Origin of the sequence: Peribacillus sp. NJ4 (assembly GCF_030348345.1) — a bacterium.
Taxonomy (GTDB): domain Bacteria; phylum Bacillota; class Bacilli; order Bacillales; family DSM-1321; genus Peribacillus.
In genome coordinates this window covers 4,098,750-4,119,509 of sequence record NZ_JAUCFQ010000001.1, presented here as the reverse complement: position 1 = coordinate 4,119,509, position 20,760 = coordinate 4,098,750, and the positions used below count along the sequence as shown (strand labels likewise).

At 40.5% G+C, this 20,760-nt stretch carries 29 protein-coding genes and 1 tRNA gene; 19 read left to right on the top strand and 11 right to left on the bottom strand.

The features are described 5' to 3' along the window. Window positions 1–43: 43 nt before the first annotated feature. Window positions 44–700: a lytic transglycosylase domain-containing protein gene (locus tag QUF94_RS20510; protein ID WP_353957801.1), complete on the bottom strand. Its 657-nt coding sequence runs from the start codon at window positions 698–700 to the stop codon at window positions 44–46. Between the two features lie 23 nt (window positions 701–723). Continuing rightward, window positions 724–1,302 carry a CYTH domain-containing protein gene (locus QUF94_RS20505; protein ID WP_289317454.1) on the bottom strand — a complete coding sequence of 193 codons (579 nt, stop codon included), beginning with the start codon at window positions 1,300–1,302 and terminating at the stop codon, window positions 724–726. 319 nt (window positions 1,303–1,621) lie between these two features. On the opposite strand from QUF94_RS20505, the gene yjbM reads away from it, so the two are divergent. Genes yjbM through QUF94_RS20490 form a run of 3 tightly spaced genes read left to right on the top strand, consistent with a single transcriptional unit; the run spans window position 1,622 to window position 4,019 of the window. Continuing rightward, window positions 1,622–2,242 carry a GTP diphosphokinase gene (gene yjbM, locus QUF94_RS20500; protein WP_289317453.1) on the top strand — a complete coding sequence of 207 codons (621 nt, stop codon included), beginning with the start codon at window positions 1,622–1,624 and terminating at the stop codon, window positions 2,240–2,242. A gap of 50 nt (window positions 2,243–2,292) precedes the next feature. Continuing rightward, window positions 2,293–3,087 carry an NAD kinase gene (locus tag QUF94_RS20495; protein ID WP_289317452.1) on the top strand — a complete coding sequence of 265 codons (795 nt, stop codon included), beginning with the start codon at window positions 2,293–2,295 and terminating at the stop codon, window positions 3,085–3,087. A 17-nt stretch (window positions 3,088–3,104) separates the two neighbouring features. Then, window positions 3,105–4,019: an RluA family pseudouridine synthase gene (locus QUF94_RS20490; protein ID WP_289317451.1), complete on the top strand. Its 915-nt coding sequence runs from the start codon at window positions 3,105–3,107 to the stop codon at window positions 4,017–4,019. Between the two features lie 91 nt (window positions 4,020–4,110). On the opposite strand, the gene prpE is transcribed toward QUF94_RS20490, so the two are convergent. Continuing rightward, entirely contained in the window at window positions 4,111–4,854 is a 744-nt protein-coding gene (gene prpE, locus QUF94_RS20485) for a bis(5'-nucleosyl)-tetraphosphatase PrpE (protein WP_289317450.1), read from the bottom strand. A 122-nt stretch (window positions 4,855–4,976) separates the two neighbouring features. Here prpE and mgtE point away from each other — a divergent pair, with 122 nt between their 5' ends. From mgtE to spoVIF, 11 genes are all read left to right on the top strand, one after another. Continuing rightward, the gene (mgtE, locus tag QUF94_RS20480; RefSeq protein WP_289318455.1) at window positions 4,977–6,347 is read left to right on the top strand and encodes a magnesium transporter; all 1,371 of its coding nucleotides are present in this window, start codon (window positions 4,977–4,979) and stop codon (window positions 6,345–6,347) included. 136 nt (window positions 6,348–6,483) lie between these two features. Next, the gene (gene fabI / locus QUF94_RS20475; RefSeq protein ID WP_289317449.1) at window positions 6,484–7,257 is read left to right on the top strand and encodes an enoyl-ACP reductase FabI; all 774 of its coding nucleotides are present in this window, start codon (window positions 6,484–6,486) and stop codon (window positions 7,255–7,257) included. A 307-nt stretch (window positions 7,258–7,564) separates the two neighbouring features. After that, complete coding sequence (locus tag QUF94_RS20470) at window positions 7,565–7,879, top strand: hypothetical protein (protein ID WP_289317448.1); 315 nt, start codon at window positions 7,565–7,567, stop codon at window positions 7,877–7,879. 11 nt (window positions 7,880–7,890) lie between these two features. Then, window positions 7,891–8,460, top strand: coding sequence for a hypothetical protein (locus tag QUF94_RS20465; protein ID WP_289317447.1), 570 nt, complete (start codon window positions 7,891–7,893; stop codon window positions 8,458–8,460). Between the two features lie 15 nt (window positions 8,461–8,475). Continuing rightward, entirely contained in the window at window positions 8,476–8,841 is a 366-nt protein-coding gene (locus QUF94_RS20460) for a DUF1360 domain-containing protein (protein WP_289317446.1), read from the top strand. 295 nt (window positions 8,842–9,136) lie between these two features. Beyond that, on the top strand, window positions 9,137–9,634 hold the full coding sequence (locus QUF94_RS20455; protein ID WP_289317445.1) for a YhcN/YlaJ family sporulation lipoprotein: 498 nt from the start codon (window positions 9,137–9,139) through the stop codon (window positions 9,632–9,634). A gap of 18 nt (window positions 9,635–9,652) precedes the next feature. After that, window positions 9,653–10,123 carry a stage V sporulation protein AC gene (spoVAC, locus tag QUF94_RS20450; RefSeq protein ID WP_289317444.1) on the top strand — a complete coding sequence of 157 codons (471 nt, stop codon included), beginning with the start codon at window positions 9,653–9,655 and terminating at the stop codon, window positions 10,121–10,123. Between the two features lie 3 nt (window positions 10,124–10,126). Next, on the top strand, window positions 10,127–11,152 hold the full coding sequence (spoVAD, locus tag QUF94_RS20445) for a stage V sporulation protein AD (protein ID WP_289317443.1): 1,026 nt from the start codon (window positions 10,127–10,129) through the stop codon (window positions 11,150–11,152). A gap of 16 nt (window positions 11,153–11,168) precedes the next feature. After that, the gene (gene spoVAE, locus QUF94_RS20440) at window positions 11,169–11,525 is read left to right on the top strand and encodes a stage V sporulation protein AE (RefSeq protein WP_289317442.1); all 357 of its coding nucleotides are present in this window, start codon (window positions 11,169–11,171) and stop codon (window positions 11,523–11,525) included. Window positions 11,526–11,628: 103 nt separating this feature from the next. Next, window positions 11,629–11,778, top strand: coding sequence for a YjcZ family sporulation protein (locus QUF94_RS20435; RefSeq protein WP_289317441.1), 150 nt, complete (start codon window positions 11,629–11,631; stop codon window positions 11,776–11,778). Window positions 11,779–11,891: 113 nt separating this feature from the next. Continuing rightward, window positions 11,892–12,146, top strand: coding sequence for a sporulation-specific transcription regulator SpoVIF (gene spoVIF / locus QUF94_RS20430; protein WP_289317440.1), 255 nt, complete (start codon window positions 11,892–11,894; stop codon window positions 12,144–12,146). Window positions 12,147–12,216: 70 nt separating this feature from the next. On the opposite strand, the gene QUF94_RS20425 is transcribed toward spoVIF, so the two are convergent. Next, the gene (locus QUF94_RS20425; protein WP_289317439.1) at window positions 12,217–14,487 is read right to left on the bottom strand and encodes an ATP-dependent helicase; all 2,271 of its coding nucleotides are present in this window, start codon (window positions 14,485–14,487) and stop codon (window positions 12,217–12,219) included. Between the two features lie 149 nt (window positions 14,488–14,636). Here QUF94_RS20425 and QUF94_RS20420 point away from each other — a divergent pair, with 149 nt between their 5' ends. Further along, complete coding sequence (locus tag QUF94_RS20420) at window positions 14,637–14,789, top strand: hypothetical protein (protein ID WP_289317438.1); 153 nt, start codon at window positions 14,637–14,639, stop codon at window positions 14,787–14,789. Further along, on the top strand, window positions 14,764–14,925 hold the full coding sequence (locus QUF94_RS20415) for a hypothetical protein (protein WP_289317437.1): 162 nt from the start codon (window positions 14,764–14,766) through the stop codon (window positions 14,923–14,925). Before QUF94_RS20420 ends, QUF94_RS20415 begins: the two co-directional genes overlap by 26 nt. Before the next feature lie 54 nt (window positions 14,926–14,979). On the opposite strand, the gene QUF94_RS20410 is transcribed toward QUF94_RS20415, so the two are convergent. The 5 genes from QUF94_RS20410 to QUF94_RS20390 all read right to left on the bottom strand — a co-directional run bounded on the left by QUF94_RS20410 (window position 14,980) and on the right by QUF94_RS20390 (window position 17,884). After that, on the bottom strand, window positions 14,980–15,468 hold the full coding sequence (locus QUF94_RS20410; protein WP_289317436.1) for a spore coat protein: 489 nt from the start codon (window positions 15,466–15,468) through the stop codon (window positions 14,980–14,982). Between the two features lie 234 nt (window positions 15,469–15,702). Continuing rightward, complete coding sequence (locus QUF94_RS20405; protein WP_289317435.1) at window positions 15,703–15,966, bottom strand: hypothetical protein; 264 nt, start codon at window positions 15,964–15,966, stop codon at window positions 15,703–15,705. Between the two features lie 158 nt (window positions 15,967–16,124). After that, entirely contained in the window at window positions 16,125–16,553 is a 429-nt protein-coding gene (locus QUF94_RS20400; RefSeq protein ID WP_289317434.1) for a GNAT family N-acetyltransferase, read from the bottom strand. 4 nt (window positions 16,554–16,557) lie between these two features. Then, window positions 16,558–17,073: a YjcG family protein gene (locus QUF94_RS20395; protein ID WP_289317433.1), complete on the bottom strand. Its 516-nt coding sequence runs from the start codon at window positions 17,071–17,073 to the stop codon at window positions 16,558–16,560. A gap of 88 nt (window positions 17,074–17,161) precedes the next feature. Next, window positions 17,162–17,884 carry an alpha/beta hydrolase gene (locus QUF94_RS20390; protein WP_289317432.1) on the bottom strand — a complete coding sequence of 241 codons (723 nt, stop codon included), beginning with the start codon at window positions 17,882–17,884 and terminating at the stop codon, window positions 17,162–17,164. Between the two features lie 192 nt (window positions 17,885–18,076). Here QUF94_RS20390 and QUF94_RS20385 point away from each other — a divergent pair, with 192 nt between their 5' ends. Further along, a complete protein-coding gene (locus QUF94_RS20385) occupies window positions 18,077–18,634 on the top strand; it encodes a phosphatidylglycerophosphatase A family protein (RefSeq protein ID WP_289317431.1) in 558 nt (185 codons plus the stop codon). A 17-nt stretch (window positions 18,635–18,651) separates the two neighbouring features. Here QUF94_RS20385 and QUF94_RS20380 read toward each other — a convergent pair whose 3' ends face one another. Then, window positions 18,652–18,873 carry a hypothetical protein gene (locus QUF94_RS20380; RefSeq protein ID WP_289317430.1) on the bottom strand — a complete coding sequence of 74 codons (222 nt, stop codon included), beginning with the start codon at window positions 18,871–18,873 and terminating at the stop codon, window positions 18,652–18,654. A gap of 213 nt (window positions 18,874–19,086) precedes the next feature. Here QUF94_RS20380 and QUF94_RS20375 point away from each other — a divergent pair. Then, window positions 19,087–19,158: transfer RNA gene (locus tag QUF94_RS20375), tRNA-Val, on the top strand. A 217-nt stretch (window positions 19,159–19,375) separates the two neighbouring features. On the opposite strand, the gene QUF94_RS20370 is transcribed toward QUF94_RS20375, so the two are convergent. Then, the gene (locus tag QUF94_RS20370; protein WP_289317429.1) at window positions 19,376–19,528 is read right to left on the bottom strand and encodes a hypothetical protein; all 153 of its coding nucleotides are present in this window, start codon (window positions 19,526–19,528) and stop codon (window positions 19,376–19,378) included. 378 nt (window positions 19,529–19,906) lie between these two features. On the opposite strand from QUF94_RS20370, the gene truA reads away from it, so the two are divergent. Then, a complete protein-coding gene (gene truA, locus QUF94_RS20365) occupies window positions 19,907–20,644 on the top strand; it encodes a tRNA pseudouridine(38-40) synthase TruA (protein ID WP_289317428.1) in 738 nt (245 codons plus the stop codon). The last annotated feature ends 116 nt before the right edge of the window (window positions 20,645–20,760 follow it).

Below are 20,760 nucleotides of genomic sequence, written 5' to 3'. Positions count from 1 at the left end.
CATGAAAAAACTGACCCGCCAATAATATCAGGGTCAGCTTTCATTAGCTTGAAAATGTGCCATACACTTTTTGAACATAATTCCGGGTTTCTCTAAAGGGCGGAATGCCGTTATATTTATCCACGTTTCCTGGTCCTGCATTATAAGCAGCAAGTACAACCTTGATGTCCCCATCATAACGGGCCATCATTTGGCTTAAATATTTACTCCCGCCCATGATGTTTTGTTCCGGATCGCTGGGATCATCAACTCCAAGGCTCCTTGCAGTTGCCGGCATTAACTGCATGAGGCCAGTTGCACCAGCATAACTGGTGGCTTCGGGGTTAAAGTTAGATTCTTGTTTAATGACCGACTTTATCAGTTTTTCCGGGAGATTATATAAACTGGCCGCCTGGCTGATGATTTGATCGTAGTTTGTGCCGGTTTCGCTGGACTCATTGTTAGTATATGCAGCGGCTATCGGGTTCGATTTCAGGCTGCCGGATTGAAGAAAGGACTTCGTTTCCGTTTCCACATTGGTTAATAAGGAACCAAATGTCTGCGAAGTGTCTTCAAGAGCATCACCCGAAACCAGTTCCGACAGCATGTGCTGGAAAATGGATCGAGATGAATCATTATTTGTGATGTTGCCATTTGTGAATTGCTGGATTGCCTGCAATTCCATAAAAGTTTTGAAATCTTGGACTTTCAAACTCTCCACCTCCGATTATGGTTCAAACAGGATTATTCCTGGAATTTGGCGCGATAAAACCTCTTAACTTTATTTTCGGTTTCCCTTTCGGGAATTTGAAGGGTTTCAAGGAGGGTCAGGAAATTTTTTTTTCCCGCTTTTGCATCCGTCACTTCATATTCAAGTTCAAAGTCTTCCTGATTCACATACGAACTATGATCTAAAACAAGTAAACCATCTTTGTAAGGAAATTCAACACGGTCCGTCTTTAGTGTCCCAAAACAGGTAAAGTCTTTTGGGTTAATTCCGCATTCAAGAATAAGATGTTGGATCTCGCCTTCAGGGAAAGTGTTATGATTCAGAAATGCATAAGCGGTCTCTTCAGAGATATCTTGATTCGTTTCCAATAATCCTTCTGTAGCAGGCTGTTTTAAAGTCAGCTCGTATCGACCGTTTTTCTCCCGGATCCTTAGTGCAGAGCCCTGATTTTTCAAATGGAATTCTAATGTATCGAAGTAATGATTTTTCTGTGATTTAAAGTTCGATGCAACGATATGAAAATGATCGATCAGTTGACGAAATTCCTTTTCGCTTAAGAGATTCTTAAATTCTATTTCAATATGCTGGTTCATGTTTTCCTTCCTTCCTGGCTGATTCTTAGGTTAATCATATTAGAACAATTCTAGCTGTCAAATTGAATGCAATAATTTTTTGGTATTGTACTTGAATATTTAGGAATCAATTGCAGGATATGATAAAATATAAACGGTGAACTCAAGAAATGGATTACCGTATATAGAGAAATTAATACATACTTTTTGTTTTAGAGAAAGATTGAATAGGATCCAGCGGTGAAATGCAGTAAGGCATGGTTCTGCTGGATATAGGAGAGCGTTCTGCCCATACCAGAGTTGAACAGACGCTTTTTAGATAGATATAGGTGGTGTGGCAATGGAGAGTTGGGACGATTTCTTGGCGCCTTATACTCAGGCTGTCGAAGAATTAAAGGTTAAGCTTAAGGGATTAAGGAAACAGTTTGAGAGAGAGAATATTCACTCGCCGATCGAATTTGTAACAGGCAGGGTAAAGCCGATTGTCAGCATTTTGGATAAAGCGAGCCAGAAGGATATTCCCATTGATAAATTGGGAACCGAAATTCAGGATATTGCAGGACTTCGCATGATGTGCCAGTTCGTGGATGATATCGAACAGGTAGTTGAACTTTTACGGGGTCGCAATGACTTCGAGATAGTCGAAGAGAGGAATTATATTTCCCATAAAAAAGCAAGCGGCTACCGTTCTTATCATGTTGTCATCCGCTACCCGGTCCAGACGATCCATGGCGAAAAAAATATACTTGCCGAAATTCAAATCAGGACACTTGCGATGAATTTTTGGGCGACGATTGAACATTCTTTAAATTATAAATATAAAGGCATTTTCCCGGAAGATATTCAACTGCGGTTGAAACGCGCAGCCGAAGCGGCCTTCCTGCTTGATGCAGAGATGTCGCAAATCCGGACGGAAATCCAGGAAGCACAGCGTCTTTTTTCCCGGAAGAAAGATTCTTAAACTGATAAATGGGTGAACAGGAAGAAATCTAAATTGTAAGGTGGGATTATATGAAATTTGCGATTACGTCAAAAGGAGATGCGAAATCGAATACTTTAATGCAAAGGATGCGAACGTATCTTCAGGACTTTCATTTGGAATATGACGAAGATCAGCCGGATATTGTCATTTCTGTCGGTGGTGATGGCACCTTATTATACGCTTTTCACCGTTATAAGAATCGATTGGACAAAACCGCCTTTGTTGGAGTACATACAGGACATCTTGGTTTTTATGCGGATTGGACCCCTGATGAAATTGAAAAATTGGTAATAGCGTTAGCAAAAACCCCATTTCAAATTGTGGAATATCCACTGCTCGAAACAATCGTCCGTTATCAGCATGGTGGACGGGAAACCAGATTTTTGGCTTTGAATGAATCGACAGTCAAAAGTGTTGAAGGTACGCTCGTCATGGATGTTGAAATACGCGGACAGCATTTCGAGACATTCCGTGGAGATGGTTTATGCATTGCGACACCATCCGGAAGCACGGCTTATAATAAGGCGCTTGGTGGTGCCATCGTCCATCCATCAATCGATGCCATCCAGATTACCGAATTGGCATCCATTAACAACCGGGTATTTAGGACGGTCGGATCGCCTCTTCTGCTGCCGGCTCATCATACGTGCATGTTCAGGCCGGTCAATGCAGTCAATTTTCAAATTACGATTGACCATTTGACCCTGCTTCAGGAAGATGTAAAGTCGATACAGTGCCGAGTGGCAGATGAAAAGATCCGTTTTGCCAGATTCCGCCCTTTTCCTTTCTGGAAAAGAGTGCATGATTCATTTATTGCTAACTAAGGAGATATACTCACCTCATGTCAAATCAAAACTTTTCTTTGACCTGGTCGGTTTTTGAAGAGGATTCTGGCTCTTTATTGCGAGAGTTCCTCAGCAAATGCGATATTTCAAAACGAGCATTAACGGATATCAAGTTTAAAGGTGGCTTTATCCAGTTGAACGGCGTAGAAGTAACCGTAAGGGAACGAATTGAAACTGGGGACACCGTCACCGTCATATTTCCCCCGGAGCAGGGAAGTGAAGGCCTTTTGCCAGAACCCATCCCCTTGAATGTCAGGTATGAAGATGAGTTTGTATTGGTGGTGGCGAAGCCTCCTTCCATGAATACCATTCCCTCCCGGGAGCATCCTAACGGCAGTCTGGCCAATGGCTTGGCAGGTTATTATCGGAAGACGGGGATACAGGCAACGATCCATATTGTTACAAGGCTTGACCGCGACACATCGGGTCTGGTTTTAATTGCCAAGCATCGGCATATCCATCATCTTTTAAGTGAACAACAAAAATCAGGTCAGGTAAAACGGAGATACCAAGCCATAGCTGAAGGAACCGTTGACGGACCTGAAGGAGAGATAGTGGCGCCAATCGGACGAAAGTCGACCAGCATCATTGAACGGGAAGTCAGGGAGGATGGGCGGTATGCCCGTACCCTATTTAAGGTATTGGCACACACTGGGTCCCATACATTCCTTAACTTGGAACTCCAAACAGGACGGACACATCAAATCAGGGTACATATGGCGCATATAGGTCACCCGCTGGCTGGTGATGATTTATATGGAGGGAGCAGGAGCAGTATCCCTCGTCAAGCCCTTCATTGTTTTGAATTGAAATTTTTACATCCTTTCACAAAGAAGATGATGTTGTTTCAAGAAGAGTTACCTGAAGATATGACCCGATTGCTCGAGGGAAGTAAGGGCTGGGATTCCTGACGTATAACCGGCTCTCATTAAACTGAATTCAGGATTATGAAAAAAATCGATAGATGCCAAAAAAACTCACCAAGATGGCGAGTTTTTTTGGTTAATCAAAGGACGTCCTGAATTTTTCCGCTATATATGGCATGGTCGAAGGCACCTCTTGAAGATCCATTTCGGGATAACGCACTGCCGTTAGTTTTCCACCGAAGACGCAGCCTGTATCAATATTGTATGTATGATTGACTCGTCTAGCTTCAGGGACTGGCGTATGTCCATACACGATCCAGGCTTCCCCTTTATAGGATTGGGCCCAGTCCTTCCTGACAGGAGACCCATCTGGATGTTTGGAGCCGTTGATATCCCCGTAGAGGACAAAGGTTTTTACCTTACTGCTATATTGACCAATATAATCACTGCGAATTCCTGCATGGGCAATGATCAATCGCCCATCATCTATGAGATGATAGAGTGGGGAACGTTCATACAGATCCATGAATTTTTTTCGGATTTTCTTCTGCTCCCGATTGTTTAGGTTCTCATATTCAGCTACTGTAGTCTCTAAACCATGTGATATTTGAACTTTATTGCCTGAAAAATACCGATACAATTTATTGCAGTGGTTACCTGGGGCATACCTAGCAATATTTTGGTTAATGACTAATTCATGGACAACCTCGATTACTTGAAGGGAATCTGGGCCGCGATCGGTTAAATCCCCTACAAAGCCGAGAATCCTTCCAGAGGGATGTACAGGAAACCCTGTCTCCCACGTATAGCCCATTTTTTCCGTCAGCTGCCTGAATTCGGCGAAACATCCATGAATGTCCCCTATGATATCGATGTTCATTTGACACACCCTTTGTTTGTTTTGTCTATGTTTATGGTATTAGTATAGTATTATTTAAAAAAATAAAATATAAACGAGGAAATGAAAAAATATATTTTAGGAGGTGTATGGTTATGGAGGAGATGAAGGACCAGGAGCGGGAGAGTAGTCAAATGAATAACGAGCTTTTGCTTGAAGCGCTTAAAACGGAAAATCTAGATCAGTTCCGTACGGAGTTCCTTGAAATGCATCCGTATGATCAGGCTCAATTTTACACAAGCTTGTCAGATGAATTCAGATCCGTCGTTTACACATATTTGTCACCGGAAGAAATGGCGGACCTTTTTGAAAATATAGAAATAGATGAAGAGAATTACGAAAGCCTATTGGCTGAAATGAATCCTTCTTATGCAGCCGATATGCTTTCCCATATGTATGCGGATGATGCGGCAGACGTCCTGAATGAAATCAATGATGAGCAGGCCGTCAGCTATTTGACCATCATGGATGATGAAGCGGCAAGTGAAATCCAGGAGCTTCTGAACTATGAGGAATCTACGGCAGGAAGTATCATGACGACAGAGTTCATTGCCATTGAAGCAAACGAAACGGCTCGATCAGCCATGCAGATCTTAAAAAGGGAAGCTCCGGAAGCGGAAACGATATATTATGTGTTCGTTACCGATCAGGATAAGAAGCTGCTTGGTGTTTTATCGCTCAGGACATTGATCATAGCTGATGAAGATGCTTTAATTGGTGATTTAATGGATGACAGGGTAGTTTCCGTACCTGTATCTGAAGACCAGGAAGAGGTGGCACGAAAAATAAGGGACTATAACTTCCTTGCCGTGCCGGTCGTCGATTTCCAAAACCATTTGTTAGGGATTATTACGGTTGATGATATCATTGATGTCATGGATGAAGAGGCATCCGATGATTATTCTAAATTGGCAGGTATATCTGATCTTGATCATGTTGATAAAAGTCCCTATTCTGCTGCGAAGAAACGGTTGCCTTGGTTGATCATTCTTTTGTTTTTAGGATTATTGACCGCTAGCCTGATTGGTCGTTTTGAGGAGACACTTAGTCAAAAAGCGATTCTGGCTGTATTCATACCATTGATCGGCGGCATGGCTGGCAATACAGGAACACAAGCATTGGCAGTGGCGGTACGGGGAATTGCAACAGGGGAATTGGAGCAGGAAAGCAAGTGGAAGCTGGTCATGCGTGAGGCGGGGACGGGTCTCATCACTGGCCTGACATGTGGAATAGCCAGCATTTTAATCGTTTATATTTGGCAAGACGATATAATGCTGGGTTTATTGGTCGGCATATCGATTTTCATAACATTAGTAGTTGCCACACTCGCCGGATCGCTTGTACCGCTTTTCATGCATAAAATGAAAATCGACCCAGCTGTAGCTTCCGGACCATTCATTACAACCATCAATGACATTATCAGCATTTTGATTTATTTCGGATTGGCTACATTATTCATGGGTTATTTACTATAAGCTAAAGAAGGCCTTCTTGGAGAAGCTATATTCCAAGGGGACTTCAGAAAACGTTGTTTTTATCAGAGGAAATTTGATATACTGTCATTAGTAGCAGGTACTAATAACTTGTATTAAAAATAGGAGGTCACATACGATGACTTTTTCATTAGAGGGAAAAACGTTTGTCATAATGGGTGTAGCGAATAAAAGAAGTATTGCATGGGGAGTTGCCCGTTCCTTACATAAAGCAGGTGCAAAGCTGATTTTCACTTACGGAAAAGACCGTACAGAAAAAAGCGTTAGGGAATTATCTTCTACATTGGAAGGGGAGCCTTCCACGATTTTACAATGTGATGTAACGAAGGACGAAAGCATTGAAAAATGTTTTGCGGCGATCAAGGAAGAAACAGGTATCATTCATGGCGTGGCACACAGTATCGCATTTGCTAATAAGGAAGAGTTGGACGGTGAGTTCGTCAACACGAGCCGTGAAGGGTTTTTGCTAGCCCATAATATCAGTTCATTCTCTTTAACGGCTGTCGCTAAAGCGGCGAAAGAAATCATGCCGGAAGGTGGAAGCATTGTCACGATGACGTATCTTGGCGGTGAACGGGTCATGCCAAATTATAATGTAATGGGAGTGGCTAAGGCCTCACTTGAAGCCAATGTGCGTTACCTGTCAAGTGATCTTGGCAAAGATAACATTCGGGTGAATGCCATTTCAGCCGGACCAATCCGTACCTTATCCGCTAAAGGTGTTCGTGACTTCAATACAATTTTAAAGAAGATTGAGGAAGAAGCACCGCTCCGTCGTACAACGACTCCTGAAGAAGTAGGGGATACGGCAGTATTTTTATTAAGTGACATGTCTCGCGGAATTACCGGGGAAAATATCCATGTGGATTCTGGTTACCATATAATTGGATGACAGTAAAAGAAGGGGGGCCGATATCGGTCCCCTTTTTTATTGATTTTCCACTCTGACGGTATCTTGAATTGCTACATCCTCAATTGAAATCTTTTCACCTTTTTCTTCTTCAAATGTTTTAGTTTTCTTCACTAATCCCCAACATACCCAAGATTGGTTGATGTCCTTTTTTTAGGGAGTGGCACCATCTCCAGCATAATGAAGGGTGAATTTCATATAAATGATACATAGAGCTGATATTCATTGTTTGGGAGAATCGGCATAAACCTGCTTTTAACCCTATTCGTGAAAAAGAAGGAGGGGCATCATGGACATGAAGAAAGTTGATCTACCTTGTGCTGTTGGAAAACAAACGATACACAAAACGCTGAAGAGACATATTAATTTAAATGAAAAAATTATCAGCACTTCATATACTGCCGAGGAATTGGTGGAGCTATTGTCCCGACTTCCAGCCTTTGCACCTAAGCCTGTTTGTAAGTTCATCATCAATGACCGTACACTGTTCGGGAAATTGGAACAAAAGAAAGAATCCAGTTTGTTCATAAGGCATAAATTCGGGAAAAAAGTTGTCCAATATCATATGGAACAGCTGCAGTCTGTTGATATTCTGAAATATTAAGGGGGATTTTCATGTCAGAGAATAATGTCGATAAGGAATCCAAACCACTTTTATATGTCGATCAGGCAAAAATATCTGATCAGCGAGGGAATATGCAAAGTGATTTTCGAACGAAAAAAGATACACCTCAAGACAACGTTGAGCCGGAATTTCAGGAAGCCGAGCATAAAGAAGAGAAAATCGAAAAAGTCAAACGCGAATTTGGTGTTTATGATGTCATGAAGGAAATTGAAACAGAGATTACGGGTATAAGGAAAATTACCGAACAATATGTCCCTGAGCAAACTCCGGTTGAAAAATCGGAACAGCCTGAACAAGCAGAACAGGAATTCGAAAAGCCAGTTAAGAGAAAAAGGAAAAAGGTTGAAAAAAAAGAATCTACTCGCGACATCATTTCCCGACTCTCCAATCAACAAGGTTTTCCAAAGCCATTATGTGAGGCTGTTATTAACGGAGAAACGCTTCAGTTTCATGTGTTGGGAATGAAGGGGGAATCAGTGAAGATTAAAAGAGGGAACCATATTCGTTTCGTGGGTCTGCCGGATATTATCGATGCTAAAATAATTGAAGAATCCAAATGAAGGGAGCCATATTGAATGTTTCCCCCACCAAATGAGTTCACCTTATTTCTAATATTAGGCTTGGCATCTTTCAGGCTGACACGCTTGATCGTGTTCGATAAAATCATGGAGCCGCTGCGCCGCCCCTTTTTTAAAGAGATAGAGGAAAAGAATGAAGAAGGGGATGTGGAAATATTTTTACTGCCGAAAGAAAAGGGCCTGGTTGGCTGGCTTGGTCAATTGCTAAGCTGTTTTTGGTGCGTGGGTGTATGGATCAGCCTTTTTCTGGTTTTTCTTTATATCCAACATTGGTTTATAGGCGACGTACTGATATTAATCCTTGCCGTAGCAGCAATAGGAGCGATCATCGAGGTCATAATCAGCAAAATTATGGGCATTTGATTGGAAACAACTTGTCTCTTCATTCATATAGTATGGTATAGATCTTAAAGGAGGAGTCATAAATTGAATCAGAAACCGAATCCATGGACTTATGCCAAACCGATGAAAAAAGATCAGCCGGTCAAAATCAAGAAAGACTGTGGCTGTAATAATAACAATAACAATAAAAATAAAGGATATTGAGTAAAAAAACCTTTCCATTTTGGAAAGGTTTTTTATTTCCTAATCCTACCATTCATAAAAATACAGTTAAACAAGAAAATAACAATAGAACGATAAATTAGGATGTGATTCTATGTTCAGACAAGGAAGATATTTTAAGGGCAGTTGGCTGGTTTTTATAGTTGTTTTGTGTGTTATTACTGCCTGCAGCAATCAGAATGATGGAAAAACGGAGCATTTAGCAATGATTAAACGTACGAATCCTGAACCGATGGATATCATTAATGGAATGGATGAGAAAGATGAAAAGGGACTGATCTCAAAGGTCAAGGAAACAGTTGCTAATGAAGACACCATCTATGACGTGATCGTCGTGAAAAACGGAAAAAAGATTATCGTCGCTTATAAAGTGAAGCACTTACAACGTTTTCATATGAAAAAGATTGAAAAGACTGTGACTGAAAATTTGGAAGAAAAGTTTCCCAAGAATGATTTTATCGTATCGAGTGATTATAAAATCTTTTTGGAATCTTTAAGATTGAACGAATTACTCAAGAAAAAAGATGTTCCAGAGAAAAAGGCAAGAGAGAAGTTCAAGGAAATTGAAGGACTTCAAAAAGAATTGATTTAGAAAGAGAGGATCAGCACTATGAGCAACAAGGAGAAAATCACCCCCCTGCAGGATGCATATAAGGAGCTCCAAGGGAAGCATGAAATTAAAAGACCAATTGTGAAGAATTGTTTGAAAGCTTTTTTAGTAGGCGGGATTTTCTGCATAGTGGGTCAAGCCATTTCTTATTTCTATATTTATTTTTTCAACTTTACAGAACAGACAGCCGGAGGTCCGACAACTGCTACCATGGTGTTTCTGGCCCTTTTGATGACCGGCTTCGGGTTTTACGACCGCATTGGCCAGTTTGGTGGGGCAGGGAGTGCAGTCCCTGTTACGGGATTCGGTAACGCAGTCATTTCGGCTGCTATCGAACATCGGACAGAAGGTTTTGTACTTGGTGTTGGAGCCAATATGTTTAAATTGGCCGGTTCGGTCATTTTATTTGGAGTATTTTCAGCCTTTGTCGTGGCGTTGATAAAAACGATTTATCAAATGTTTGGGGGCTAAGCGGTGTTAAAAGGAAAACAAACATGGATGTTCGCCAATAAACCGGTCATTTTGGAAACAGGGGTAACAGGCGGGCCGTTTGAGGCAAATGGAGAAATTGCGGGAGATTTCGATATTCTATATGACGATTTGTGGATGGAGCAGGATTCATATGAGAAGGCTCATCGCCATTTGATGGAGAAAGCGGTGGAGCTTGCATTGGAGAAAGGTAAGATCGACAAGGGGCAGGTGCAATTTTTCTTGGCGGGTGATTTAATCAATCAGGTGACACCGACAAGTTTTGCAGCCAGAACCAATGGCATTCCATACTTCGGCTTGTTTGGAGCCTGTTCCACGTCAATGGAAGGGCTAGCTTTAGCTGCCTTCATCACCAATTATGGCGGGGCTAACTATGTGTTGACAGGCGCCTCGAGCCATAATGCAGCTGTTGAAAAGCAATTTCGCTATCCAACTGAATATGGAGGGCAAAAACCACCTACAGCTCAATGGACGATAACAGGAGCAGGGGTGGCGCTGGTTGCTCCTAATGGAAGTAAGCAAGGGGAATTTCCCCATATAGTTTCGGCCACTATCGGAAAGGTCATTGACATGGGTTTGAAAGATCCTTTCAATATGGGGGGAGCGATGGCCCCGGCCGCCGTCGATACGATTCTTGCCCATTTCAAAGATACTGGTTTGAGCCCGGACGATTACGATTTCATCATTACTGGTGATTTAGGACAAATAGGCAGGGAGACAGCCATGGACTTATTAAAGCAAAAGGGCTGCAATATCAATCAGGAAAAATTTAAGGATTGCGGTTTGATGATTTTTAAAAAGGACCAGCCTGTTTTGGCTGGTGGGAGTGGTGCGGGATGTTCAGCAGTGGTTTTATATGGCCATATACTAAATGAAATGATTCAGGGTAAATATAAAAAAATCCTGCTTGTTGCAACAGGAGCATTATTGTCACCACTATCCGTCCAGCAAAAAGATTCGATTCCGTGCATTGCCCATGCGGTAGCCATTGAGTATGGGATGAATTCATGAAAAAGGAGAGATTTGGATGTTACCAATGTTTTTTTGGGCCTTTGTCATCGGTGGCTTGATCTGTGTAGTCGGCCAGCTTCTTTTCGATGTTGCTAAGCTGACACCAGCACATACGTTAAGTTTGTTCGTTGTAATAGGAGCTGTTCTTGGTGGGTTTGATTTATATGAACCACTAGTTGACTTTGCTGGTGCAGGAGCAACCATACCAATCGTTTCCTTTGGTAACTCGCTAGTGAACGGGGCAATGATGGAATCGGAAAAACATGGTCTCGTTGGCGTACTGACAGGAATGTTTGAAATTACGAGTTCCGGTATCTCTTCAGCGATCATTTTTGGATTTATCGGAGCTTTAGTATTCAGACCAAAAGGATAAAATAAGCGGAAATAGGCTGCCTGGACTAGGACATGGCCTATACATATTTGTCCAGACCTACATATGTTATCAGTAAGCTTTAGCGAGAGCGAGGTGATTTAGTATGTTTGGTTATGGTGGCTACGGTGGCTACGGTTGTTGTGACGGCAGCGGTTATGGATACGGAGGCGGTTATGGCGGAGTCGGTTCCACTTTCGCGATAATCGTTGTATTGTTTATCCTATTAATCATTGTAGGGGCTTCTTTCTGCTAAGGTAAAAGGAATAGGCAGAAGAAGCCTATTCCTTTTATTTTTATTTGCATGGGCCTAGCACCAATTTTCTGATATTGCCATAAGATAGGTACAGAAAAGGGAGGGGCTTAGGTATGGATAATAACTTTTTTAAAAACATAGAAGGTAAAACGGGCGTAAATATGAAAGATGTATTAGAATTGGCAAACTCTCTACAAGGAGCCAATTTTAAAGATGAAAAAACTGTTAGAAACGTCATTAAGCGCGTTTCAAAAATAGCGAATAAACCGGTCAATAAAGAAACGGAAGATAAAATCGTACATTCCATCGTAGCTGAAGGGAATAAACTGGATTTCGGAACCATTTCCAATATGATAAATAAAAAGTGACAAAAAGGCCTGCTATCGTGCAGGCCTTTTATAGTTTATTCATCCTTTCCAAGGAGAGATTAACTCTTGGTCAAAGCTTCAAGAAACGTGATGGATGGGCGGTCCGTCCGCGTCTAGTTTGCAGGATGGAAAGGTAAAGGTCCTTTTTAGCCCTGGTTGCCGCTACATAGAGCAAGCGCCTTTCCTCTTCAAGAGGAGCCAGTTCCCCTTTTCGGTATGATTCAAGTGCGAAATCATGAGGAATGCTGCCATCGACTGCAGCAAGAACATAAACGGTTTGATATTCAAGCCCTTTTGAACGGTGTATGGTGGTAAGTTGAATCGCATCCTTAAAATGTTTCGATAGCTGTTTTATCTCTTGGACCATCGCAGTCATATGATCGACATGATCAAGGAAAGCGGCGACGGTAGGAAAACGATTTGCTGCCACCTTTAGGTCGCGGATGTCATCGGAACCCTTTTCCAGGTTCGCATCATTTCCGCGTTTTTTTACATATTCCTGATATCCTAAATCTTTCTCGATAATTTCTAAAGCGACGAGTGGTGACATATTTTTTAAAGAGCGGATCTGCCCTGGTATCGTTTTTAATTTTCGTTCTTGAAAAGCATGTCCTGTCTTAACAAAAGCAAATGCATCGATAAAATCACAATCCTGCAGTATTGTCTGTGCTTTTAACTCCTGTAATATACTTTGTTTCAAGAATAAGGAGGAAAGGACATCCGATGCTGCCTTGCTATCATGGGGAAACAAACTCAAGCGCATAAAGGCAAGCATGCCGCGAATGACCCTGCGCTGATAAAACGAATCCGCATCTTTTTCAATGACAAATGGCAGGTTGGAAGCTGCGAGCCGTTCAAAAATGGCCCTGGACATCGTGTGTGTCCTGTACAAAACTGCAAATTCCCCAGGGTTTGCTCCCTTGGATATTTTTTCTTGGATATCGGATACGATCATCGTTGCTTCCAATTCCTCATCATAAGGATAAAATAATACAGGGGGATTTCCAGAATCATGCTGTGCCCGCATCTTTTTTTCCATCCGGTTCTGGTTACGCTTGATCAAGCGGTTCGCTGTAGCGACAATTTCATGGGAAGAGCGGTAATTCTCAGTCAGCTTTATAACCTGGGATCGAGGGAAATCATGATTGAAATTCAGAATATACTTCGGATCGCTTCCCCGGAATGAATAAATGGATTGATCATCATCTCCAACCGCACATACATTTTTTGATTCAGCAGAGAGTAGTTTTATCAATTCATATTGAACTTTATTGATATCCTGAAACTCATCAACCAAAAAATAGTTAAACCTTTGCTGATATTTCTTTAAAGAATCCGGGTGATTTTTTAAAAATACATAACAGCCCACAAGCATATCATCAAAATCATACTTCCCTGTTTGCTGTTTATATTCTTCATATCTTTTATATAAAAATAAACAGGATTTCTCCCACTCGTCCTTCGGCTGAATATCTTCTGGAAAGGCCAATGAGTTTTTCCAAAGCCCAATTTGTTGAAGGGCTTGATCATATGCAAATTCCTTATCATCAAGTTCCATTTCCCTGCCAGCCTGTTTCAATATCTTTTCTTTTTCCCATTCCCACTTCAAAAGGAAATCGCGCTGCCATTTGGATGGTTCGTGAAAAATCAGGATTTTATAAAAGATGCTATGAAAGGTCCCGCTAACTATTTGCGAAACAAGGGAAGGAGTCATATAGGGATAGCCTAGCAGACGCTGCTGCATTTCCTTTGCAGACTTCGCCGTAAAGGTCACAAGCATGATACTTTTTGGATCAATCTTTTTCACTGTGAGCATATAGGCAGTACGTACCGTTAATACTCGGGTTTTCCCACTGCCGGCTCCTGATAGGACCAGAATTGGTCCATCGATCGTCATTACCGCTTTGAGTTGCTCTGCATCGAGAACAACCCCGGATGAGGATAATTCCTGAAAGTATGGTTCCTCTGATTGTGCCAGTGCAGAAGGCTTAGCTGAATATTTCGGATTGCCAGCTATGGGCCGGCTTTTAAGGAGAGGTTCCGTAATGGTTTTTGTTTCCGTAATGGTTCGTGATGTTGGAATCCTAAATCCATTCTGTTCCATATATTCTAATGGCTTGTCCTCATTCATTGGTTCATTTGGCATTTCACAGGGTGCCTGCGATGGGTCACTATGATAAAAATAGGGTGTCTCATGAATTCCAATAAACAATTTCACTGGTTTATGACAAATGATACAAGAAAGCTGATCACGTTTTCCTTTTTCAAAGAGTGTCTGCAGCTCACCAGCTGAAACGGTATGTAAATGTACAATTTCATTGCCAGATTTTGCTTGATTCATATAAATGGATACCTCTAATCTATAAAAATATCGGCAATACTCATCATACCAGAAGATTAGGAAAAAAGAATGCGGAAATTGTGTTTAAATATCGTCCCGGACGGGTATTGAAATGACAATTTAACGTTTTAAATAACGGAGGGATTACTATGGGATACATAGCACCTGTCACACAATTTGATTACATTCAATATGCCAACCGGAAGCTCGAAGCTGCAGAGAAACTAAGAATTGTTGAAGGAACGACACCCATTCAACCTATCCGTTTTGATCAGGTTGGGAGAGGAGAGGGGAAGCTTTGAAGGATTCGATCAAGTTAAAAATCATATTCGGGAAAGGACATATGGAGCAGGCACGTATAAAAAACAAATGGGAATTAGTGAAGAATTAACGGCTGAAATAACAGGAAAAGGTGGGTATTTTAACGAAATTGTCTAATTCTGTAATGAAAACAAAAGAGGACACACGAAGTGTCCTTTTTGTGATGATTTCTTAGAGAATGTCAATTTCCACGATTAGAGCTAACAATAGTTGCAGTAATAGTTGGATGTTAAGAGCGATTTGTGCATCAGTTGTTGTAATGTCGATATCACGGCTGTTTTCAACAATTGTTTTTTGGCGCGTGATTTGTTTAATATTAGAAGATTGGATTAATTGTTGAGTGATCTTATCAGCATTATCAGCATCTGCAATGGAAATGCTTACGATGACTGCAATTGCTGCTTGTAGGGCTGCTTGTAGAGAAAGAGCCGCTTTAACATCCGTTGAAGTGATATTTACATTACAAGAATCTTTAATGTAAATAAGTTCTTCAGAAAGCTGAACTTGATTATTATCCTGTCTTGCATCTTGGTCAATCCGTGTGTCATCGTCGTTACAGAATCCTGACAGGGGATGTCTGGAAGCGGAATCTAGAGCCGACCATGATCTTTCAGAGTCTTCATGTGTGTTACAGTTGCTACGATATACATTTTGGTTCATGTTGTTTTTTCCTCCTTAGGTTTTATTCCCTATTAAAATATGCTTTGATGGATAATCGGGTTGGACGAATAAACCAGTTAATTCGTCTATTTTTTAATACATAGGGAAAGTATTAGTTTGCGGGGGTTGAAAAATAAAGAAGCTGGAACTTTAGGAATTAAATGTAAGTGCTGCTATGTCTTGGTTTATTTATTTCTCGCCAGCAAGTAAGGTTTGATTAGGTGATATGGTGAGTCATTTATCTTTGGAATCCGTGAATTTGTTGTGAATGGTATTTGTAACTGGATTAACATCATTTTCCGTGATGTTCTTTTCTTGGTTTATGATTTTCTGTGATTGCTCTTGTAAATAGCGAATGGTTTCTTTTAAGTTGTTTTTCTCTTTTTCAGTTAGATCGATATTCCCCTTTTTGAAACCATGTTTTCTCATAGTCCTTGAAACCAGCAATTCCATTAGTCTTTTTTGAGACTCCTCCAGGTTAAATTCATTGTTACCCATAAAATTTTCCCTCCTTCTTGCTTTCTATATATAGACTATGTATTTTTGCGGAGATTGCCATTGAACGGATATGGTTTTTTTTAAAACGATAATTTAAAATCATGAACGAACAAAAAAACGCTGTCCAATCAGAAGACTGAAAGGACAGCGTTTTTATTTCATGTAATGGTTTTCATCATCGTTTTATGTGGAATGCCAGCATCCAGAAATTCGTCGGAAACGATCTCATATCCTAATTTCGAATAAAAAGGAATCGCATGTACCTGGGCATCAAGCTTCAATTGAGGGACTTCCTGCTGGATTGCGTATTCTTCGATAGCGTTCATGATCATGGCACCGGCACCATTCTTTCGGCCCGATGACAGTACACAAATGCGCTGGACTTTACCAATGTTGTCGATGACCCTGAAGCGGCCGGCACCGATTGGCTGTTCCTGTTCATCATATAAAACGAAATGTGTAGACTCTTCTTCATATTTATCGATCTCTTCTTCAAGAGGGACATTTTGCTCTTGGACGAATACTTTTTTTCTAATCAAATAAGCATTTTCAAGCTCTTGGCTGTTCTCTGCAATTTTTACAAACACGAAATCATTCAGCTCCTAATCTAAATGTTTCATAAACGGTCCATGCCCCATCTTCAAGCTGATATAGCAAGTGAACGCGTTTCACCTCTTCTTCATGGCTAACGTCAAGCATGCTCAATTGGCCTAAAACATCAGAATGCTCATTATCGGATAAATCTTGAGCGATGGTAATATGCGGGACAAATGCATGTTCATTTTCACTTTTCATAAATTCCTCATTGTTAAGTGCATTATGCAGGTCTTGAAGCCCTTCGGATAATTCAACTTTGAAATAAATAGTATTGCTTACGGGTTGGAAAGACTTCGCTTTAGTTACGTTCATTTTAAAAGGCCTGCACTTTTTAGCAATGTCTTTTAATTGTTCAGCGATCGTCGAAATTTCCATATCCGTCGCTTCGAACGTTGGTTTAAGCGTTAGATGCGGTGGAATGAAAGCATATTTCGTATCATACCGTTTTCGATAGGAGTTAGCTAAATCTTGAAGTTTTTTTGAAGGGAAAATTGCAACACCATATTTCATAAATAAAACCTCCTGATATTTTTTGATTTTTGTATTATAGTTGGACGTGTTTTTCTTGAAACCATCTTAAAGGGACGATTTCGAGTAGTTAGAACATTTCCAATAGTGCTCTCTTTAAATCTGCCTGCCAATATTTCCAGGTATGATTACCTTCAAATTCTTCATAGAAGCATGGAAATCCTTTTTGGTTTAGTAACTTATGTAATTCCCTGTTGGGTTCTATGAAGTTTGCCTTGTTGCCATCCGTGGTCGGAACATCCGTTTCCCCAGTCCCGATCACATGGTAAAGTTCGAGGAGATGCGGATCCTCAAAATTACGTACAGCATCCATTACGGCTTCATTGGCAAGTGGCGACTGCATGATGCATTTCCCGAATGTATGGGGGTATTGCAGGGCGGCCAATAAAGAAACTGTACCACCAAGAGAGTCACCGATCAAAGTTCGACCATGTCCCATTTGATAGGTTGGAAATTCATCATCTAAAAACGGGACAAGTTCATGGGCAAGAAAACGTATGTATGCAATGTGCTGTTCCCCGTCCGGATGATATTTGCGCCTGCGGTCAAAACGGTCTTTATAGGGAATGCCGACAATGATGATATTCTCGATCTCATCGTTCCCTAACAGTTCATCGGCTACGCGACCAATTCGGCCCATTTGAAAATAATCACGGCCATCCTGAGCAATCACAAGCGAATATTTATACAATGGCGAAAAATTAGCAGGCAAGTAAACAAGTAGTTCCAATTCTTCTGCTAAAGCTTCGCTTTTAAACATGTACTCTTTAATTGTGCCTTTGCGTAAACTCATTCTCCCGCACCTCAATGATAATTAATAATGAAAAACAACTTACTTGATTATTTTAGCATAGCCTTACGACTTTTTCCCGTGACAAGAAGTTAGAATAGAAAATTTTCATTATATTTTCTAAAAATTTAAATTATAAGGTGCTATAATACAAGGATATAGAAAAAAAATACAATAAAAGAGGTGGCGAATAAAATGGCAGATGTACACGTACACAGCAGGGAAGTAACAAAGGCGGCTAAACGATCATTGATAGAACGTGGTGTCAGTGTGGAAGCAATTGCAAAAATCGTTTATGAATTGCAGTTCCCGTATAAAGCTGATCTTAAGCTTGAGGAATGCATCCACAGCGTTGAGCGTGTCCTGTTGAAAAGGGAAATTCAACATGCCATTTTAGTCGGTGTGGAGCTGGATAAACTGGCAGAGCAAAAAAAGCTATCAGAACCCCTGCAATCGATTGTTGAATCTGATGAAGGTTTATTCGGAGTGGATGAAACAATTGCCTTTGGTGCAGTACTCGGTTACGGAAGCATTGCTGTAACGACCTTTGGCCATTTGGACAAAAATAAAATAGGCGTCATTCACGAACTTGATAAGAAACAAGAAGGAATCGTGCATACCTTCCTGGATGATATCGTTGCAAGTATTGCCGCGAGTGCCGCCTCAAGGTTAGCTCATCGCCTGAGAGATGAAGAAGAATCATTAACTGAACAGGAAAAGGACATTCAGGAAGAAGAAGAGTTAATCGGTTGAATCTTAATAAACAATTTTCATCCAGACCTATCAAACCTGGCCTTAATGAGGCGGGCAGAAAGGATATTGGCCATTTTAAATGTCCGTTTTGTCTGCCTTAGAAAACAGAATGCGTGAATATGGCCTGGATAAACTTCAAGCACCTGGATTTTCCGCTGCGTAATCTTTCCTTGTTCGGAGAGATAGATTATTTCCAATGGAGCGTTTTCTTCCATATGTTTACGAAGTATATATTTCATTCCTTGTCACTCCTTTGCTGACTTGCTTGCTATATTATATGCGAACATACGTTTTTTATGCAAGGAAAAAGGGAACGTATATTCTTGTTTTTTAGTGAGGTAAAATAAAAAAAGATAAAATTAAAACTTTTTTAATATAACTCGTTGACTTTTTAACAAAAAAACTTATAATAAATTATGTACTTAAGTAATTTACCAGTCAGTCTTACATACGACTTGTTAGCTCAGTGGGAGAGCACTTCCTTGACAGGGAAGGGGTCGTGGGTTCGAATCCCTCACAGGTCATCCGAACGGCGGAAGCATTGTTAAACAATGTTTTTGCCGTTTTTTATTTTAAATCACGACTGTATTATGATGGGGCAAGTTAAACACCATGGAATGCCAACAAACCACCTTCACGCTAAAATATGTGAGGTGTTTTTTTATGCTTTTAAAATTTGGAATTCAAGTGTTTCATGAAGATCGTCAATTTAAAAATCTTACCGAAAGCATTTTATGCTCGTCACAGGTCATCAACAGCCAAAGGCTTAAATCCATGATATAACAGGGGTTTTGGCCCATTTCCTGTTTTCGCTTCCATCCATTTTTCCTGTTTGTTCATGCTTTGCACAAAGTTGCACAGAAACTGCATATGACGGTGAATCGTTCGTTGCATGACGTTAGCCTCTTTGATACACTATGCAGAAGTACATTTCACTTTGATTGCTAGGATTAAAATCGAAAGGCATTAATAAGATGTATGAACTTTACATAAATCATGGTCCTTGTAAGCTGTGGGGTGCTCCAATCGAAACCTGAAAAGGGGAGCGGATTATCCTGTTACTACAGTTGCTTTAGACTTTTGAAAGAAGTAACGAAGTTCAGTTTAACCTGATATATAGGGGAATAAAGGGACAAAATACAATACAATATAATATTGTTTATAAGAAAAAATCATATGTTCCCTCATACAGCAGGAGTTGTATGGGGGCTTGTATTTTATCAAGAATTTTCTGTTTAGATGACTATACAGTAATAAAATAAGGAGGAAGCAATGAACAATTATAAATTGACGATTCAATATGATGGCGGGCGCTATAAGGGCTGGCAACGACTCGGTAATAGTGATGATACCATTCAAGGGAAAATAGAAAATGTATTAACGGAAATGGTAGGGGAAAAAATTGAAATCATCGGATGCAGCAGAACAGATGCAGGTGTACATGCTCTTGCTCAAATTGCCAATTTTAAGATCGGAGAAAATCTGACTGAATCTGAAATCATGAACTATTTGAATAGATATTTACCCCAAGATATCAGCGTTGTGGATGTTACATTAGTTCCTGATCGTTTTCATGCCCGTTATAATGCTAAGGATAAAACCTATCTGTATAAGATCTGGAACGAGCAATATACAAATCCTTTCATGCGAAAGTACAGTATGCATGTTGAGAAAAAGCTGAATATCACAAAAATGAAAAGAGCATGTCAATATTTTATAGGTGAACATGATTTTACTTCTTTTTCTAATGCAAAGTCTAAGAAAAAATCCATGGTGCGTGAAATATATTCTATTGATATAGAAGAAAATGCCGGCTTCATCCAAATTACAGTGCGAGGTGATGGATTTCTTTATAATATGGTCAGAAAAATTGTCGGAACGTTGATAGAAGTTGGGTTGGGTGAAATAGATGCTGAAAATATACCAAGTATTTTAGAGTCAAAAGAAAGAATCCAGACGGGGCGTATGGCGGAGGCAGCTGGGTTGTACTTGGTAAAGGTTGATTTTTAGACCAAATATTGATGCATCGCCTAATGCATTGTTTAAATCATCACCGATATCCCAGAGGGTCTCACAACACTTTGGACTTGTTGCAAGAAATAGGGAAGAATGGTAAAGGGGAAATA

What these genes read in the sequence shown, in the direction of transcription:
- QUF94_RS20435 (WP_289317441.1), top strand. Translation starts at nt 11,629, where the DNA reads ATGTTTGGTTATGGTGGCTACGGTGGCTACGGTTGTTGTGACGGCAGC.
- spoVAC (WP_289317444.1), top strand. Translation starts at nt 9,653, where the DNA reads ATGAGCAACAAGGAGAAAATCACCCCCCTGCAGGATGCATATAAGGAG.
- QUF94_RS20420 (WP_289317438.1), top strand. Translation starts at nt 14,637, where the DNA reads ATGGGATACATAGCACCTGTCACACAATTTGATTACATTCAATATGCC.
- QUF94_RS20495 (WP_289317452.1), top strand. Translation starts at nt 2,293, where the DNA reads ATGAAATTTGCGATTACGTCAAAAGGAGATGCGAAATCGAATACTTTA.
- spoVAE (WP_289317442.1), top strand. Translation starts at nt 11,169, where the DNA reads ATGTTACCAATGTTTTTTTGGGCCTTTGTCATCGGTGGCTTGATCTGT.
- QUF94_RS20380 (WP_289317430.1), bottom strand. Translation starts at nt 18,873, where the DNA reads ATGAAATATATACTTCGTAAACATATGGAAGAAAACGCTCCATTGGAA.
- QUF94_RS20395 (WP_289317433.1), bottom strand. Translation starts at nt 17,073, where the DNA reads ATGAAATATGGTGTTGCAATTTTCCCTTCAAAAAAACTTCAAGATTTA.
- QUF94_RS20390 (WP_289317432.1), bottom strand. Translation starts at nt 17,884, where the DNA reads ATGAGTTTACGCAAAGGCACAATTAAAGAGTACATGTTTAAAAGCGAA.
- QUF94_RS20470 (WP_289317448.1), top strand. Translation starts at nt 7,565, where the DNA reads ATGGACATGAAGAAAGTTGATCTACCTTGTGCTGTTGGAAAACAAACG.
- QUF94_RS20505 (WP_289317454.1), bottom strand. Translation starts at nt 1,302, where the DNA reads ATGAACCAGCATATTGAAATAGAATTTAAGAATCTCTTAAGCGAAAAG.
- QUF94_RS20455 (WP_289317445.1), top strand. Translation starts at nt 9,137, where the DNA reads ATGTTCAGACAAGGAAGATATTTTAAGGGCAGTTGGCTGGTTTTTATA.
- QUF94_RS20405 (WP_289317435.1), bottom strand. Translation starts at nt 15,966, where the DNA reads ATGGGTAACAATGAATTTAACCTGGAGGAGTCTCAAAAAAGACTAATG.
- QUF94_RS20490 (WP_289317451.1), top strand. Translation starts at nt 3,105, where the DNA reads ATGTCAAATCAAAACTTTTCTTTGACCTGGTCGGTTTTTGAAGAGGAT.
- mgtE (WP_289318455.1), top strand. Translation starts at nt 4,977, where the DNA reads ATGAAGGACCAGGAGCGGGAGAGTAGTCAAATGAATAACGAGCTTTTG.
- QUF94_RS20370 (WP_289317429.1), bottom strand. Translation starts at nt 19,528, where the DNA reads ATGCAACGAACGATTCACCGTCATATGCAGTTTCTGTGCAACTTTGTG.
- QUF94_RS20465 (WP_289317447.1), top strand. Translation starts at nt 7,891, where the DNA reads ATGTCAGAGAATAATGTCGATAAGGAATCCAAACCACTTTTATATGTC.
- QUF94_RS20385 (WP_289317431.1), top strand. Translation starts at nt 18,077, where the DNA reads ATGGCAGATGTACACGTACACAGCAGGGAAGTAACAAAGGCGGCTAAA.
- QUF94_RS20460 (WP_289317446.1), top strand. Translation starts at nt 8,476, where the DNA reads ATGTTTCCCCCACCAAATGAGTTCACCTTATTTCTAATATTAGGCTTG.
- yjbM (WP_289317453.1), top strand. Translation starts at nt 1,622, where the DNA reads ATGGAGAGTTGGGACGATTTCTTGGCGCCTTATACTCAGGCTGTCGAA.
- prpE (WP_289317450.1), bottom strand. Translation starts at nt 4,854, where the DNA reads ATGAACATCGATATCATAGGGGACATTCATGGATGTTTCGCCGAATTC.
- truA (WP_289317428.1), top strand. Translation starts at nt 19,907, where the DNA reads ATGAACAATTATAAATTGACGATTCAATATGATGGCGGGCGCTATAAG.
- QUF94_RS20410 (WP_289317436.1), bottom strand. Translation starts at nt 15,468, where the DNA reads ATGAACCAAAATGTATATCGTAGCAACTGTAACACACATGAAGACTCT.
- QUF94_RS20425 (WP_289317439.1), bottom strand. Translation starts at nt 14,487, where the DNA reads ATGAATCAAGCAAAATCTGGCAATGAAATTGTACATTTACATACCGTT.
- fabI (WP_289317449.1), top strand. Translation starts at nt 6,484, where the DNA reads ATGACTTTTTCATTAGAGGGAAAAACGTTTGTCATAATGGGTGTAGCG.
- spoVIF (WP_289317440.1), top strand. Translation starts at nt 11,892, where the DNA reads ATGGATAATAACTTTTTTAAAAACATAGAAGGTAAAACGGGCGTAAAT.